This is a genomic window from Halomonas citrativorans (genome assembly GCF_900163645.1).
GTDB lineage: Bacteria > Pseudomonadota > Gammaproteobacteria > Pseudomonadales > Halomonadaceae > Vreelandella > Vreelandella citrativorans.
Genome location: NZ_FUKM01000048.1, coordinates 279470 through 296958 on the forward strand (window position 1 = coordinate 279470; position 17489 = coordinate 296958).

Annotated in this window: 9 protein-coding genes; all 9 read left to right on the forward strand. The window is 55.8% G+C overall.

Features of this window, described 5'->3' with window-relative positions; translation table 11 throughout:
• The first annotated feature begins 133 nt into the window (after window positions 1–133).
• The 9 genes from CZ787_RS12505 (at window position 134) to CZ787_RS18715 (ending at window position 17337) form a co-directional block, all read left to right on the forward strand.
• Complete coding sequence (locus CZ787_RS12505; protein WP_087109659.1) at window positions 134–2137, forward strand: capsular polysaccharide biosynthesis protein; 2004 nt, start codon at window positions 134–136, stop codon at window positions 2135–2137.
• A 1-nt stretch (window position 2138) separates the two neighbouring features.
• Complete coding sequence (locus CZ787_RS12510; protein WP_087109661.1) at window positions 2139–3374, forward strand: capsule biosynthesis protein; 1236 nt, start codon at window positions 2139–2141, stop codon at window positions 3372–3374.
• Complete coding sequence (locus tag CZ787_RS12515) at window positions 3371–4180, forward strand: SDR family NAD(P)-dependent oxidoreductase (RefSeq protein WP_087109663.1); 810 nt, start codon at window positions 3371–3373, stop codon at window positions 4178–4180. Before CZ787_RS12510 ends, CZ787_RS12515 begins: the two co-directional genes overlap by 4 nt.
• A 1-nt stretch (window position 4181) precedes the next feature.
• Window positions 4182–5813, forward strand: a complete 1632-nt coding sequence (locus CZ787_RS12520) for an LTA synthase family protein (protein WP_087109665.1) — start codon at window positions 4182–4184, stop codon at window positions 5811–5813.
• A complete protein-coding gene (locus CZ787_RS12525; protein WP_087109667.1) occupies window positions 5810–13168 on the forward strand; it encodes a type I polyketide synthase in 7359 nt (2452 codons plus the stop codon). Before CZ787_RS12520 ends, CZ787_RS12525 begins: the two co-directional genes overlap by 4 nt.
• Entirely contained in the window at window positions 13165–14502 is a 1338-nt protein-coding gene (locus CZ787_RS12530; RefSeq protein WP_087109669.1) for an aminotransferase class I/II-fold pyridoxal phosphate-dependent enzyme, read from the forward strand. Before CZ787_RS12525 ends, CZ787_RS12530 begins: the two co-directional genes overlap by 4 nt.
• 4 nt (window positions 14503–14506) lie before the next feature.
• Window positions 14507–15052: a transcription/translation regulatory transformer protein RfaH gene (gene rfaH, locus CZ787_RS12535; protein WP_087109672.1), complete on the forward strand. Its 546-nt coding sequence runs from the start codon at window positions 14507–14509 to the stop codon at window positions 15050–15052.
• Window positions 15053–15367: 315 nt separating this feature from the next.
• Window positions 15368–16975, forward strand: a complete 1608-nt coding sequence (locus CZ787_RS12540; RefSeq protein ID WP_087109673.1) for a gamma-glutamyltransferase family protein — start codon at window positions 15368–15370, stop codon at window positions 16973–16975.
• 92 nt (window positions 16976–17067) lie between these two features.
• Window positions 17068–17337, forward strand: coding sequence for a hypothetical protein (locus CZ787_RS18715; protein WP_140398987.1), 270 nt, complete (start codon window positions 17068–17070; stop codon window positions 17335–17337).
• Window positions 17338–17489: the final 152 nt, after the last annotated feature.

The window sequence follows — 17489 nt, forward strand, 5'->3', positions numbered from 1 at the left end:
TCATTCAGCTTCGTGACTATAAACACAAATTTCTGTAATCCCGTAAGCACTTGCTGTGACTAATTGATAAGCGGGCTTGTTTCACGTATGTTCGCTCGCCTAACTTTTTGTTCCGTTACGAATGACAATACCCATGGCAAATAAAACGGCAGGTTTTACCTCATCAGGTATCGGAAAAATTAGCGCACTTCCTGCCTTGCTGCCTGAATTTAGCCACTTTTCTTACTTACGACCACTGAAAAAAAAACCTGATGTCGTTATTGGCTGGGGATTAAAGCCATCAAGCTTTCAGGCAAGGCGGTATGCCAAGCGCCACCAGCTGCCCTATATTGCCTTGGAAGACGGCTTTTTGCGCTCGCTTGGGCTGGGAGTAGAGGGCTATCAAGGGCATAGCCTGGTCGTTGATCACACCGGTATTTATTACGATGCTTCACGACCTTCCGACTTAGAAAACTGGCTTAACAACGCTACTTTTACTACCGACGAAATCAACCAGGCAGAGCGGTGTGTTAAGCAGCTTGCTCGCTATCGTCTATCAAAGTACAACCACGCGCCAGATCCTGCTTCAAGCGGCTCGCCCCAAGAGAGAGTGCTAGTTGTTGATCAAACCGCAGGCGATGCCTCTATTGAGTTTGGGGGAGCGAATGCGGATAGTTTCGAGCAGATGCTGGCCGCAGCGCTTACCGACCATCCCAATGCTGAGATTCTGGTCAAGATTCACCCGGATGTTATCGCAGGCAAAAAACAGGGCCACCTGCTCAGCGCGCAAAACCACCCCCGCTGCCGCGTGATCAGTAAAGACATTAACCCTTGGGCATTATTTGATCAGGTTGAAACCGTGTATGTCGTGACCAGCCAGCTCGGTTTTGAAGCGTTGCTGGCTGGCAAGCGCGTTCACTGCTTTGGCCTACCCTTTTATGCAGGCTGGGGGCTCACCAAAGACCGACTAGCCTGCTCGCGACGACATACAAAACGCACGCTCTATGAAGTATTCGCGGCGGCTTATCTGCGTTATACGCGTTATGCCAATCCGTATACGCTAAAACCTGCCACGCTAGAAGAGACCATTGCGCTGATTGCCGACCAAAAGCGCCAGCAGGAACGGCTACGCGGCAAGTGGGTAGCCTGTGGCTTCTCCTCTTGGAAGCGACGCTTTATTCATGACTTTTTAGGCGGTGCCGCACAGCTCAGGTACCAGAAAACGCTGCCTGAGGCGCCACCTTCGCAAAAGCTTTTAGTGTGGTCTAGCCGTATTGATCAAACCTTCGAGCAGCAGCACGCCGTGCTGATGCCTCATGTGTGGCGGATTGAAGATGGTTTTATCCGCTCTGTAGGCCTGGGGGTTGATCTTACTCAACCGCTTTCACTGGTCATTGATGCTCAAGGGATTTATTACGATCCGAGCCGCCCCAGTGACCTGGAGTCGCTGCTTGAGCATGCCGATTTTAGTGATGATCTACTAGAGCGTGCCGGCCAACTACGAGAGCGTTTAGTGGCATTAAAGCTCTCCAAATATAACGTGCGCGGGCACGATACTCTTGAGCTGCCCAATAATCGACTGATAATACTCGTACCTGGCCAAGTTGAGAGTGATGCGTCCATTGCCACTGGCTCGCCGCATATTCGTACCAACAGCGCGCTTTTACGTGAGGTGCGCCGTACTCACCCCCATGCGTTTATTATTTATAAGGCACATCCAGACGTGGTCAGCGGTGCTCGCATCGGAGCACTCGAACCCGATACTAAACACCTGTATGATCTGGATGCCAGCCATGTGGAAATCACCACACTACTTGAGCGCGTCGATGCGGTTCACACCATGAGTTCGCTGACAGGCTTTGAGGCGCTATTACGTCACCGCAAAGTACATACTTACGGCATGCCGTTTTACGCAGGCTGGGGATTAACACAGGATGCTATGCGCTGCCCGCGCCGCTCTCGCACCTTAACGCTGGAAGCATTGGTGGCGGGCACGCTAATTCTGTATCCATGCTACGTAGCTCCCTTGAGCCGTCAGCTTTGCAATGCGGAAACCGCCATTAGCCTTTTAGAGCAAGCACGCACACAGCAACCGACGCTGACATGGAAGCAGCGCCTCTACCGGCTTTACCGTAATTTATTGATTGGAAGACACTGAGTTGAAGTCAAAGCGCGCATTCTTATTCTTACAAGGGGTCTGCTCGCCCTTTTATCAACGTTTAGCACGTCGATTGACAGAGGACGGGCACCGCGTCGTAAAGGTTAACTTCAACGCTGGCGATATTGCTTACTGGCAACGTACCCACAGTGAAAGCTACCTGTTTCGTGAATCACTAAGTGAACTGCCTGACTACATAGCATCGCTCTGGCAGCGCCATGCGATTACCGACCAGGTCATGTTCGGCGACCGCCGCCCTATCCATCGGCCTGCGATAGAAAATGCCCTGGCGGCAGGGGTGCGTACCCACGTGTTTGAAGAGGGCTACTTTCGCCCATTTTGGGTAACGCTTGAGCGCGACGGGGTAAATGGTCACTCGCTCTTACCCCGCGACCCCACCTGGTTTTATGAAACGGGTAAGGCGCTACCCCAATTACCCCCACCGGTGCGTTTTAGATCATCATTCAAGATCCGCGCCATGCACGATGTCAGTTATCACTTGGCTGGGTTAGCCAACCCCTTGGTGGCACCGCACTACCGAAACCATGCACCGATTACTGCGCCGGTTGAATACGCGGGCTATATCAAACGCTTTGCGCTATTAAAGCTGTGGAAAAAGCAGGATGCCCAACGCATAAAAACGTTGATTGAAAGCGCCAAGCCCTACTTTATGTTGCCGCTTCAGCTCAATACCGATGCCCAAATCCGTGATCACTCACCTTATGCCAATATGCAGGAAGTGATGGATCATGTGATGGGATCGTTTGCCGAGCATGCACCAAGCGATGCCCTTCTCTGTATCAAGAATCACCCGCTGGATATGGGGCTGGTCAATTACGCCAGAGTTATTGAACAGCTTGCCCAGTTTTACGGTTTGCAGGGGCGTATCGTCTACTTGGAGTCCGGTAACCTGGAGTTGCTGATTAAACATGCAGTGGGCACTGTGACGGTTAACAGTACTGTCGGCTTTGTTTCTTTGGAAAACCAGTGCCCTACGTTTGCGCTAAGCGACCCAATTTACAATCTTGCCGGGCTTACCTATGAAGGTAGCCTCGACGAGTTTTGGAATCGGCCGCCTCCACCAAGCCAAGCGCTTTTCACCTATTTTCGTAATACGGTGATGCATAGCGTCCAAGTGAACGGCGGTTTTTACTGCCAGCCAAGCATTGACCTTGCCGTTAACAATGCAGCGCACATACTGGAAGCCTGCCCATCGCCGTTGGAGAAACTACTTTGAGTGCCGCCCCAGACCTCACCACATCTGAGCGCTGCGTGCTGATTACGGGAGCAACCGGTGCCATAGGTGGTGCCTTGGCACGCGCCTATGCCGCTCCACGCACTCACCTGGTGCTCCACGGCAGGCAGCAAGACGTACTATCCAACCTGGCGGATACTTGCCGGGCGCTAGGCGCTCAGGTGACAACCAGCTCGGTTAACCTGGTCGATGAAGAAGCACTCAAGCAGTGGCTTCATACACTGCGTAAAGAACACCTGCCTGATATTGTGATCGCCACCGCTGGCAAGAACACCCATCCCCAAACAAACGGGGCATTAGAGCCTTGGGATGATGTTCAAGCGCTTCTGGATATCAATCTGAAAACCCCCATCGCCATGGCCCAGTATTTGGTACCCGCCATGCAAAAACGAGGTAGCGGGCAGCTAGTGTTGATTAGCTCGCTCGCCGCTTGGCACGGTCTGCCTACCACGCCCACGTACAGCGCCAGCAAAGCAGGGATTAAGGCTTATGGGGAGGGGTTACGGGGGCTACTGGCGCCTCATGGTGTGGGGGTAACGGTCGTAATGCCGGGCTATGTAACCTCGCCTATGTGCAATGCCATGCCAGGCCCCAAGCCTTTTGAATGGCCACCAGAGCGGGCTGCCAACGTGATTAAGCGGGGCATTGATGCGAACCGGGCTCGTATCAGCTTTCCGTTCCCACTCAATTTTGGTACCTGGTGGCTGGCTGTACTTCCGGCCGCTATTTCACAATGGCTCATCAAACGCCTGGGCTTTAATCATACTGACCATTCGGGGAGCGATTGATATGACGACTTCGCTGCCCTTTCCGCTTTTTTGGCCATTGCTGGTTGGAGGAATGGGGACGATCATCTTCGAAGCCCTCCTTAACCCACGTCCTAAGCCATTTTGGCGGCGCGGCCTGGCGGTCAACAGCGTGCATTTAGGCAGCTGGCTATTGCTGTTTGGCGCGTTTATTCTGGTGCTTCAGCGGCCCTGGTTTACGGTGGTGTTTATTCTGGCGCTTCAGCTGGTGCTCGTTCAATCCAGTAATACAAAATCTCGCACACTATGTGAGCCGTTCATCTGCCACGATTTTGAGTACTTTTGGGATGCCATCCTCCACCCCCGTCTTTACGTGCCCTTTTTTGGGACCGGCCTTGCCATAGCCGCCATTGGCGCGGGAGCGGCAGCCATCGGAGCATTTTTATACTGGGAACCTTCGCTCGTATCTCAGTGGGGTGGGCAACGCTTTATCACCCTCTGCGGATTACTCATCGCAATAGGTGCGCCGCTTATCGCATTGGGCTGGCGGGCACTCGCTCCCATCACATTGAACCCGGTAGATGACATAAATCGTTTGGGATTATTTGCAAGCCTATGGGCCTATGGCATCGCCCTTATGCGCTCATCTCCTCCCGCGCCTGAACAATCCCCGTTTTACCTGTTAACCAAAAAGATTGAAGCCAGTCGCCTCACGGCAACATCTAACGTACGTCCTAATGTCGTACTGGTGCAAAGCGAATCATTTTTCGACCCACGCCCCTGGCACCCTGACATTAGTGACAGCTTATTAAAGAATTTTGATGCTACGCGCTTACAAGCGCAGCTGCATGGCGAGCTGAATGTGCCCGCATGGGGTGCTAATACCGTACGTACCGAATGTGCAGTGCTCACAGGACTTTCACCGGCCGCATGGGGCCCGCGCCAATTTAACCCCTACCGCACGCTGTCGCGCCACCCACTGCCAAGCCTGGCCAGTGCGTTTAAGGCAGCGGGGTACCGTACGGTATGCGTTCACCCCTACCCTGCCAGTTTTTATATGCGCCATAAAGTGATCCCTCCGTTAGGGTTCGACCAGTTTATCGATCTCACTGGTTTTGAAAGTAGCGAAAAGCAAGGCCAGTACATCGGTGACCTTGCCGTTGCACGAAAGGTTGGACGCCTGCTTGAAGATAGCGATAATGGGCCTCTTTTTATATTTGTGATTACCATGGAGAATCATGGGCCGTTGCACCTGGAAGCACCTCACCAGGAAAGCCTCGCGGCTGCACTGCCCACAGCGCCTTGGCCACTACCTGCACATTTACACGATTTAGCCGTGTACTTGCGCCATCTAGGCGAGGCCGACAAAATGTTGGCTAGCGTTAAAAGCACGCTGGATGAACATAAGCGGCCAGGATTGCTGGGCTGGTATGGTGATCATGTACCTATATTGCCCGAAGCGTATGAGCACCTCTCGTTACCGGCTGGCACTACGCCGTACATGATATGGTCGACGCAGGCTAAAGAGTGGTCGAACGACTTTATGCCCAAACAGCATGACACGTGCGCGTTAACCGCCAGCGAACTTGGCGTCCAGCTATTTAAACAAGCGTTTGGACACGATATAAGTAGCGATGTGATCAAGGCAGAACCAGAACCTCAGGAGCAAGAATGACTAGACGCGTTGCCATTATCGGCGCCGCCCATCGTTTCCCCGGCACCACCCCTGAAACGTTCTGGCAGGACCTGCAAGCCGAAAAAGATCTGGTCACCCAAGTGGCCTCTGACCGCTGGAGCCATGAGGCTTTCTTGCACCCCGACAAGCGCCACCCCGGCACCAGCGTTACCTTTGCGGCAGGTAGCCTTGGTGACATCAGCGGGTTTGATGCCGAGTTTTTTGGTATTTCGCCCCGCGAAGCGGCCAATATGGACCCACAGCAGCGCATGCTGCTGGAACTCGCCTGGGAAGCCATCGAAAGCGCCGGCATCGTCCCTGGCAGTTTACGCGGCAGCCAGTGCGGCGTGTTCCTGGGGGTTGCCAGCCTTGACTACTCGTATCGCCTGGCGGATGACATGGCGGCTATTGATGCGTCAACCGCGACGGGCAACACGTCAAGCATTGCTTCCAACCGTCTCTCTTACGTGTTTGACCTGCATGGCCCAAGCATGTCGCTGGATACCGCCTGTTCGTCATCCATGGTGGCGTTTCACCAAGCCTGCCAATCCATTCGCAGCGGTGAAACGACCATGGCGCTGACGGGGGGTATCAGCCTTCATCTGCACCCTTATGGGTTCATTATATTCTCCAAGGCGAGCATGCTCTCGCCAACGGGCCGCTGCCAGGTGTTTGATGACTCAGGCGATGGCTACGTGCGCTCTGAAGGCGCGGGGCTTTTCCTGCTCAAGGATTACGACCAGGCGATCGCTGACGGCGACAATATTCTCGCGGTGGTCGCTGGCTCGGCGGTGAATACCGATGGCCATAAATCAGGCATTACGGTACCTAACCCCAGCGCACAGATTGACCTAATGCGCCGCGCCTACGAACAGGCAGGCATCAGCCCCGACGAGATCGACTACCTGGAAGCCCACGGCACGGGCACCGCCGTTGGTGACCCAATAGAAACCCGCGCCATTGGTGAAGCCTTGGGCAAGTATCGCCAGTCCCCCCTGCCGATTGGCTCTATAAAAAGTAACGTAGGCCACCTGGAAACGGCGTCCGGGGTTGCGGGGCTTGCCAAGGCGCTTTATAGCCTGCAGCACCGTGAAGTACCTGCCACCATCGGCATTCGCAAGCTTAATTCACGCATCAAATTTGATGAATGGAACCTGCATGTCGTTACCAAAGCGCAGCCTCTTAAAAAAGAGGGCCGCTTGGTCATCGGGATTAACTCGTTTGGCTTTGGCGGCGCCAATGCCCACGTTATTTTAGAAAGCGCCCCCGAAAAGCCGGCAGCACCTGGCCACACATCCGCTCATGCACTGCCCATCCGGCTAAGTGCTAAAAGCCAGGACGCACTTACTGATAGCGCTCACTTATTAGCAGAGCATCTCATAGAAGGCAGTGACGCCTTCTACAATGTTGCCCATACACTGTTTAACTACCGCGAACAGCACGCCTTTGGCGCACTTTGCTTTGCGCAAACGCCAGAAGAAGCCGCAGCGGCGCTGAGCCAATTTGCCAAGGGTGAAGACACCCAGCATGTGATCACGCTGGAGCGACTGCCCAATGCTCGTGGCCCGGTATTTGTTTATGACGGCAATGGCTGCCAGTGGGAAACCATGGGCCGTGAGCTGCTCAATACAGCCCCCGTTTTTGCCGACGCTATTGACCGCGTGGACAGCCTATTTCAGCAGCACGGCGATTTCTCGCTACGAGCTGAGCTTGAGGGGCAGAACGGAGAGAACCGCTTCGAGCTTACCGAAATCGCTCAGCCAGCCCTGTTTGCTCTACAGGTCGCGCTAACAGAATGGCTAAAAGCGCAAGGCATCATGCCTACCGCTGTGTTTGGGCATAGTGTCGGGGAAGTCGCTGCCGCCTGGGCTGCAGGCGCACTCAGTCTTGAAGACGCCGTCAAGGTCATTTATTTCCGCAGTTTTTATCAAGGCCAAACCCGTGGCAAGGGTGCAATGAGCGCCGTCGCCATGAGCGCCGAAGACATAGCACCATGGCTTGCCAAGCCAGAATTTGATCAGGTTTGCCTAGCGGGTGTTAACAGCCCTAAAGGCATCACGCTGGCAGGTAACCGTGATCAACTGGCCGCGCTTGAAGCCGCGTTAAGTGAACAAGGCACTTTCGCCAAACGCCTACCGCTAGACTACGCCTTCCATAGCCCCGCCATGGATAGCATTCAGCAGGGGGTTATTGATGCCTTGGCCGACATTACCCCTTGCAAAACACAGCTGCCCTACTACTCAACGGTTACCGGTGAACTTAGCCTGGGCACTGAGCTTGACGCCACGTATTGGTGGAAAAACATCCGCGAACCGGTCCTGTTTGATAACGCAGCCACCGCGCTGATACAACAGGGTTATAACGTATTTGTAGAAGTTGGCGCGCATCCCATTTTGCGCCGCTACCTCAATGAAACACTGCGCCAGCAAGAGCGTAAAGGGCTGGCAATTGGCACTATTGAGCGGCACAAGCCTGGTCTTGAACAACTGCAGCAAAGCGTTGGCCAGTTACTGTTGAGCGGGCTCTCATTTGATATGCGTCATGTGTTCCCCGTGGAAGGCCAACGTACCTTACTGCCCCGCTACCCATGGCAACGCACGCGGCACTGGGTCAACAGCACGCAAGACAGCCAAGGGCTACTTTCACGCTATTACCAGCATCCTCTACTGGGCTACCCGCTGGTACAGCAAGAGCATACCTGGGAAAGCCAGTTGGACATTAAACGTCAACCTTGGCTTGCTGATCACGTGGTGGGTGAAGGTGCGGTGTTCCCCGGCGCAGGTTTTGTTGAATTAACCCTGGCAGCCGCGTTACAGCAAAAAGATAACCCGCTTCTAGATATCGAAGAGCTGGAAATTCGTGCGCCGCTGCTGTTGGATGGGCCTAATGGTCGCACACTGCGCTTAGTGCTTAACCCGGAAGACGGCCGCATCGCCATTCACTCACGCGAACCGGCCAATGGCCACGAATGGCAGTTGAATGCCGTAGCGCGCACTATGCATGCAAGCCGTGGCTTTCTGCTCAACCGTCGAGCGCCTAAACTTCCTTCGCGCGCACCGGACTACACGCTAACTGAACACCTGCAAATGGCCGAGCGCATCGGCCTGCACTACGGGCCTGCATTCCAGGCAATCAGCCACGGATGGATTGAAGATAACGCCATCATCGGCGCAATCGATTTATCCAGTGATGTGCAGGCACAGCTAGCGACGCTTCATCTTCATCCCGGCATTCTGGATAGCGCCTTCCAGATGTTTATCCCCTTGCTAGCGCAGCACAGCGAGTTTGCCGCACAGCTTGCTTTCGTGCCTGTTCGGGTTGGTCGTATACAGGTCAACCTCGAAGCGGGTGTGCCGGTACTTGCTCGCGCCGTGATGGGCAAACGCGCGCCCCACTCGTTTACCGCAGATTTTGAACTGTACGATGCGAGTGGAAACGCTGTGGCCGTGCTGAGCCAAACACGCTTCAAGGCGATTCGTTTGAACCGCGCGCATCATCAATCGTTTAGCTATCTGGACATTGAGCTTACGCCAGCACCGCTTGACGCCAAGCCACTGCCCTTGGCGGCCGAAGCCCTAAACCGCTTGGCAGAACTAAGCGGCCACTACGCGTCATATACCGGTCAACGCTACGCCCAGGAAGTCGCTCCGTTACTCGATAGCCTAAGCGAAGCATTTACTCAGCATGGCTATGCCATGGAAGGTGACGAAGAAGCATTGGCACCCGAAGCCATCTGGCAACTGCTGGTGCAGGATTACCCCGACTATTTTGCACCGATTCACCTGGTGGGCCGCTTGGGCTTGCACCGTGATGCACTACTAAACGGTACGACATCGCTTGAGACACTGGGCATTACCACTGAGCTAATGGCAAGGCTAAATCGTGTACTGATCGGCGAATGCGGTTGGCAAGCGCTTGCCACTGAGCTTGGCAGCCTGATCGAAGCCTCACTTTCCCTATTGGGCCAAGGCGAGCGCCTGCAGCTGCTTGAAGCGGGCCCCTGCGCGCCCGCGCTGGGCCAGCGTCTGCTGGAACAGCTAGCCAATGCAGGCCAGGCAGGCAATCACCACTACCGAGTGGTTACGACGCATGACAGCGCACGTCACCAGGCAGAACAGCTGCAAGAGCGCTACCCGCTTATTGATGTGCAGTCTCTGGATGATGCGCCACACACGTTAGCAAACGCAGAAAAAGCCCAGCTCGCCTTCATCAGTACCGATGCCACCCAACCTGCTCGTACGCGCCAACTGATTGAGGCCTTACCTACCCAGTTGGCTCCTGGCGCCCACCTTATGGTGATAGGTATAGCCCCCAGCCAGTGGCTAGACGACGTGCTGGCAACGCCAGGCATCGACCAGACGGCGCTGGAACACAGCACACTAAGCGATTGGCTAAGTGCCCAAGGCTTTATTGTTTCAGCTCCTATCGAGCTTGAAGAAAGCGCGGCGGGCGCTTACCTGCTGCATGCCCAACGGCCTCTGGCATCCGTCAATTCTCAGGCGAATGAAAGCCTTGCCAACACGCCTTGCCAGTTAATCATAACCGACCCGACCAACGAGGCGCTTGCGGCGCGCTTGGCTAAAGCACTTACCGCTCACCAGGCCAAGGTGCGGGTTGAGCAAAGCGACGACGCACCCGATACGCTATTGCAAAATGCACTCGGCGAATGGGGCGATGCTGCTCAAACGTTGAATGTGATTGACCTACGCGACTTGGGCGGTAGCGACACCACCGTGCAAACCTTGCGTTGTTATCGTGCCCAGCAGTGGAGCCTGGCGCTGGAAGCGGCCAAACTCACCTCGGCAACGCTATGGCTTACCACTCAAGGTGTTAGCCTGCTTTGGCACACTCAGCAAACACAGCAAGCACACGACAACGTGCCCGATGATGCAGCACTTTGGGGCTTTGGCCGCTCGCTTGCCAATGAAGCCGTGGGTCATACGGCCAGCTTGCTGGATATCCCCTATGAGGTTAGTGATGCAGCGTTAAGTACATGGGCTGCATCGCTGACTATCGCGGACCGCGAAAACGAAGTCGTCATCAATGCAGGCGGTGAACGCTTTGCCACCCGCTTGCGCACCTTGCCTGCACCAGCACCTCAACAAACCGTTAGTACGCCTGCCCGTCAAGCAATGACCCTCGGCTTTGCGCTACCCGGGCAGTTGCGCCAGTTACAGTGGCGCCCACGAGCTTTACCTGCGCTTAAGGCCGACGAGGTTGAGGTCAAGGTAAAAGCTACCGGACTTAACTTCCGTGACGTGATGTACACGCTCGGCCTGCTGTCTGACGAAGCAATAGAGAACGGCTTTGCGGGGCCAACACTGGGTCTTGAGTTCTCCGGTGAAGTCGTTGCTGTGGGCGGCAACGTTACTCACGTAGCCCCAGGGCAAGCCATCGTCGGCTTTGGGCCAGCCAGCTTTAGTGACCGGCTGATTGCCAGCCAGCACGCAATAGCGCCTCTTCCAGAAGGCGTGAGTTACGCCGCCGCTGCCACCATCCCGACCACGTTTTTTACCGTGTACTACGCGCTTAAACACTTGGCACGCCTGGAGCCAGGCGAAAAAGTCTTGATTCATGGCGCTGCAGGTGGTGTCGGTATTGCCGCGCTGCAAATTGCCCAATGGCTTGGCGCGGAAATTTACGCCACGGTGGGTTCAGAAGAGAAACGCGACTTTTTACGGCTAATGGGCGTTGAGCATCTTTATGATTCCCGCTCGCTCACCTTTGCCGAAGAGATTCTTGAAGACACTCAGGGCGAAGGTGTCGATATCGTACTGAACTCGCTTGCCGGGGAAGCCATCAACCAAAACCTGCGCGCCCTGCGCCCCTTTGGTCGATTCCTGGAACTGGGTAAACGCGATTTCTACGAGAATACCCACATTGGCCTGCGCCCTTTCCGCAATAACTTAAGCTATTTCGGTATCGACTCCGATCAGCTAATGAAAGTGCAGCCCGCGCTGACCCAGCGGCTATTCGGGGAAATGATGGCGCTGTTTAACGACGGCACCCTCAGCCCGCTACCGTTTACCGCGTTCAGCCATAGCCAGGTAATCGATGCTTTCCGCTATATGCAGCAAGCGCGCCAGATCGGAAAAGTCGTCGTTACCTATGAACAGCCTATTGCGCCGCTCAGGAACGAAGCACTTGGCCGTGAAACGTTGAGCCTATCAAACGACGGCAGCTATCTGGTGACCGGTGGCTTGGGCGGATTCGGTCTTAAAACCGCCCAATGGCTGGTAAGCAAAGGCGCTCGACAACTGATTCTGCTTAGCCGCAGCGGCCCAGTCAGCGAAGAAGCACAAGCTGCTATTGCGGATTTTAATGCTCAAGGCGTACAGGTTATGGCAGCGGCCTGCGATATTACCGACCGCGATGCACTGACCAGCGCGTTAGCGCGCGCTAAGGATGAGCTGGGCCCGCTGCGCGGTATCGTGCATGCCGCCACGGTGATAGATGACAGCTTGATTCGTAACCTGGACGCCGAGCGCATTCAAAAGGTGCTAGCGCCCAAAATAGAGGGTGCTCGCCACCTGGATGCGCTAACGCGAAATGAGCAATTGGACTTCTTTATCCTCTACTCGTCAGCGACCACGCTATTTGGCAACCCAGGTCAGGCCAACTATGTGGCCGCCAACCACTGGCTCGAAGCGTTTGCCGCTAATCGCCGTGCCGCCGGCCTTCCCGCCACGTGTGTACGCTGGGGTGCCATTGAAGATGTCGGCTTCCTGGCGCGCAACACGCGCACGCGTGACGCGCTGCAAGAGCGTTTAGGCGGCTCTGCTCTTTGTTCAGATGATGCGCTTAACGTGCTTGAGCAGATGCTGGTATCACCCGGCCCCAGCCTTGGCGTACTGGAGCTAGAGTGGGGGGCGCTCGCCCGCTTCTTGCCGACCGCCAATGCGCCGCGCTTTAACGAAATCGCCCGCGCCAGCGATGACGACAGCAGCAACGATGCTGATGACGATATCAGCGCTCTGCTTGCCGACCTTTCCCCGGAAGAGCTGCATAGTACGGTCACAGAGCTGCTTAGAGCAGAGCTTGCCAGCATCCTGTTAATTGAAGAGGAAAAGATTGACGTTAATCGCTCGGTCTACGACATGGGCTTTGACTCGCTGATGGGGGTCGAGCTGATGACAGCAATCGAGAACCGCTTGGGTGTTCAGGTGCCAGTAATGATACTCAGCGAAGCCTCAACGCTTAACAAGCTGGCGGGTGTGCTGATCCAAAAGCTCCATCAGCACGACGACGATGTTGAAGAAGCACCGCAAGATGCGTTAGCCTCTCTGGCCGCTCGCCACGGGGCAGACGGCTTCACCGAGCCTGCATCAACATCATCGACAACCGAGACACCATGACCGCCAAGCGCTCTGATTTAAAACGGCAGCTGTTGGAACAAGCACGTAAACGTACGACGCCACGCGCAACGTCCAGCGCTGCCGCCCCTTCACAGGGCAACGACTCAAGCAATCCGGTGCCCGAGCGCTTTACGCGGTTTGATGCCCACCCAGGCTACCAGCAGCTTGCCATGCTGCGCCAGGGTGCTGAACAGTTGGGGTTAAAAGACCCCTTCTTTAAGGTGCATGAAGGCATTGCCGGAGCAACCAGCGTTATTCAGGGGCAACCGTGCATCAACTTCGCCAGCTACAACTACCTTGGCTACTCAGGCGACCCGCGCGTTAACCAAGCCGCTTGCGAGGCGGTGACGCGTTACGGCAGCTCCGTATCGGCCAGCCGAGTAGTTTCTGGTGAGCGCCCTATTCATCGGGAGCTGGAACACGCCATTGCCAAGGCGTATCAGGTCGATGATGCGGTCGCGTTTGTGAGCGGGCATGCCACTAACGTATCAACGCTTGGCTATCTGCTTGGGCCTAAAGACCTCGTGCTACATGACGAGTATATTCACAACAGCTCACTGGTTGGCGCGCAGCTTTCCGGCGCCAAACGAATGTCGTTTTCCCATAACGACCCCGATGCCCTCGATGCCTTGCTTAGCCGTCATCGTCACCAATTTGAACGTGTAATTGTCGTCATCGAAGGGCTTTACAGCATGGATGGCGACATTCCTGATCTGCCTCGCTTTATCGAGCTCAAAAAGCGGCACCAGGTATGGCTAATGGTTGATGAAGCACACTCCTTCGGCGTCATGGGTGATAACGGCTTGGGGCTTCATGAGTACTTTGCCATCGACCCACGTGACGTGGATATCTGGATGGGCACGATGAGCAAAACGCTCTCCGGCTGTGGCGGGTACATTGCGGGCACTAAAGCGCTGGTTGAAACGCTGCGCTACTTTGCGCCCGGTTTCTTGTACAGTGTGGGAATGCCTGCCCAGGTCGCCGCCCCCTCTCTCAAAGTGCTAGCGCTTATGCAGCAAGAGCCTGAACGGGTGGAAAAACTTCACTCGATCTCACGCTACTTCCTGCAGCAAGCCAAAAAACACGGCATGGATACCGGGCACAGCATCGGCGCAGCCGTTGTTCCCATCATTGTGGGCAGTTCACCGTTGGCAGCACACCTCTCCCACACGCTGCTTGAACAGTACCACATCAATGTTCAGCCGATTCTTTACCCAGCAGTACCGGAAAAGAGCGCCCGGCTACGCTTTTTCCTTGCCTATGACCATACCCAAGCGCATATCGACCAAACCTTAGAAGCGCTCGCTAAACTGCTCGCCCAGGCACAGAGCTAACGGCATGGAACCCAATGACGTAGAGCTAACCTCTTCCGAGATCAGCATTGAAGAGGGCGCCCTGCCCAGCTGGTACGTTATTCAGTGCAAAGGCAGCGAATCATTCCGCGCGGCCGAACACCTCACTAACCAGGGTTATGAGGTGTTTCATCCGGTACTGAACGCACAACGCAGGCGCCAGGGCAAGCTTGTCACGGTGAGCGAACCGCTGTTTCCCTATTACCTGTTTATTCGTTTAGACCAGACTGTCAGCAATTGGCGCCCTATTCGCTCTACCCGTGGTGTATTACGCCTGCTTACGTTTGGCAATACGCCCATTAGCGTGCCCAATACACTGGTGGAGACGCTTCGCGCCCAACCTCACCGCTTAGAAGGGAGTCATACCTATTTCTGCGCGGGCGAAAAAGTCACCATCACTGACGGCCCCTTTAAAGACCTCGATGCTATATTCGAGCGCTGCAAGGGCGAAGAACGCGCCATTGTGTTGCTGAATGTACTCCAGCGCCCGCAACATCTTAACGTGCCGATTGAACTGTTGCGTAAGCCATGAGGGGCGCGCACCCCCTCAAACGGTTCACTGCGACTGCTTCGCCTAGGGTTTGTACGAAAAGTCGCTGAGCGAAGACCAGACAAGGCAAAAATCAGCGAAAAAACGGACCGAGCTCGCGCACGAGTTTACATAGGTAAATGAGTATTTTGATCGGACTCGCGCACGAGCTGATTTTTAACGCCGTATGGTCGAGCGCAAGCAGTTTTCGTACAAAGCCTAACACGTAATCAAGAGATCAAAAGACGTTCATAAGACTATCCTGCTAATGTTGAGCCCTACAGTGGCCTGCTTGGCATATCGCACAAGGATAATCCAATGAACCTCGATCCTCATTACTACCCGGCCGCCTCCCGACGCATGGTGACGTTTGGTAAGCGCGGCATGGTAGCCACCTCCCAAACGCTTGCCGCCCAAGTAGGTGCCGATATTCTGCGTAATGGCGGCAACGCGATTGACGCGGCTATTGCGACAGCCGCCGCACTTACCGTGGTTGAGCCCACCTCCAACGGCATTGGCAGCGATGCATTTGCCCTGGTGTGGGTGAAGGATAAATTACACGGCCTGAATGCCAGCGGCCGAGCCCCAATGGGGCTTAGTATTGATGCCGTGCGAGAGCTTGGCCTGGATGCAATGCCCGCCCACGGACTAACCCCAGTGACCGTACCCGGCGCCCCCGCTGCCTGGGCCACGCTTTCTGAGCGCTTTGGCAAGCTCCCCCTTGCTACACTGCTGGCCCCGGCGATTACCCTGGCCGAAGAGGGCTTTGCGGTTTCTCCCGTGGTGAGTCAGCTATGGCACAAAGCCTTCACCCGTTACAAGCAGTACAACCGCCCAGAGTTTGCCCCCTGGTTTGAACATTTTGCACCACGCGGTCATGCCCCAAAAGCGGGCGACATTTGGCGTTCACCCGACATGGCCAACACGCTACGCGCGATAGCTGAAAGCGGCGCCAATGCGTTCTACGAAGGCGAGCTAGCCGATGCCATGGATAATTTTTCGCGCCAGTATGGTGGCTTTCTACGCAAGGAAGACCTTGCAGCCTTCACGCCTGAATGGGTTGACCCCATTAGCATTCGCTATCGCGGTCATGATATCTGGGAAATTCCGCCCAACGGCAGCGGTTTAATCGCGCTACAGGCACTGGGCATGTTGGAAGCATTGGGCGATGAGCCTCGCGATGCGGTTGAATCGCTGCATCGCCGCATCGAAGCGACCAAGCTGGGTTATGTGGACGGGCTGCGTTATATCACCGAGCGTGAGCACATGACGCCCAGCGTCGAACAGATGCTCTCACCGGCCTACTTGGCGCAGCGCAGCGAACTGATTGGGCACGAAGCCATTGACCCCGTACACGGCAACCCACTGATGGGCGGCACGGTATACCTCGCCACTGCAGATGACGAAGGCAATATGGTCTCGTTTATCCAAAGCAACTTTGAAGGTTTCGGTTCAGGTATTGTCGTGCCAGGCACCGGTATCAGCCTGCAAAACCGCGGCTGGTCCTTCTCGCTTAACGAAGAAGACGCCAACGTGTTACGCCCCGGCAAGCGCACCTACCACACCATTATCCCCGGCTTTATCACCAAGGATAATCAAGCGGTCGGCCCCTTCGGCGTTATGGGCGGTTACATGCAGCCTCAAGGCCATGTACAGGTAGTTACCAGCTTACTGGAAGACAGGTTCAACCCACAGGCGGCGCTAGACCTACCGCGTTGGAAATGGGTGGCAGGCAAAACCGTTGAGGTGGAACCCAGCTTTCCCGACCACCTCGCCCAAGCATTAGAACGGCGCGGGCATCACATTGTCAGGACGAACGATGCGCTGACCTTTGGCCGCGGGCAAATCATCCTACGCAACCCCGACACCGGCACGCTCCAGGGCGGCACCGAACCCCGCACAGACGGCGCCGTCCTGCCCGTATAACGCTGGTAAACGCCATTAGCGCACCCGATGGTTGAGCCACGCCACATCAACATGGCAATTGTAGCGCGCGGTAACGCAGGCGAGGAACGAGCATGCGGCACCCGCGAAAGGCGACGCCAGCCGCCCGAATATGCCGCCCAGGCCTGGAACCGCACCCAACCCCGGCAGCGCGGTGCGCTGCTTTGCGCCGGGCTGCGGGTGCGCTTCGCTTACACCGCACTACGATTGAAGCACTCTGCATCGATATACGCAGAATTGTAGCGCGCGGTAACGCAGGCGAGGAACGAGCCTGCGGCACCCGCGAAAGGCGGCGCCAGCCGCCCGGATGCGCCACCTTGGCCTGGAGCCGCACCCAACCCTAACCCCGGCAGCGCGGTGCGCTGCTTTGCGGGTGCGCTTCGCTTACACCGCACTACGGTTGAAGCACTCCGCATTGATATGCGCAGAATTGTAGCGCGTGGTAACGCAGGCGAGGAACGAGCCTGCGGCACCCGCGAAAGGCGGCGCCAGCCGC

What these genes read in the sequence shown, in the direction of transcription:
- CZ787_RS12505 (WP_087109659.1), top strand. Translation starts at nt 134, where the DNA reads ATGGCAAATAAAACGGCAGGTTTTACCTCATCAGGTATCGGAAAAATT.
- CZ787_RS12520 (WP_087109665.1), top strand. Translation starts at nt 4,182, where the DNA reads ATGACGACTTCGCTGCCCTTTCCGCTTTTTTGGCCATTGCTGGTTGGA.
- CZ787_RS12525 (WP_087109667.1), top strand. Translation starts at nt 5,810, where the DNA reads ATGACTAGACGCGTTGCCATTATCGGCGCCGCCCATCGTTTCCCCGGC.
- CZ787_RS12530 (WP_087109669.1), top strand. Translation starts at nt 13,165, where the DNA reads ATGACCGCCAAGCGCTCTGATTTAAAACGGCAGCTGTTGGAACAAGCA.
- rfaH (WP_087109672.1), top strand. Translation starts at nt 14,507, where the DNA reads ATGGAACCCAATGACGTAGAGCTAACCTCTTCCGAGATCAGCATTGAA.
- CZ787_RS12540 (WP_087109673.1), top strand. Translation starts at nt 15,368, where the DNA reads ATGAACCTCGATCCTCATTACTACCCGGCCGCCTCCCGACGCATGGTG.
- CZ787_RS18715 (WP_140398987.1), top strand. Translation starts at nt 17,068, where the DNA reads ATGCGGCACCCGCGAAAGGCGACGCCAGCCGCCCGAATATGCCGCCCA.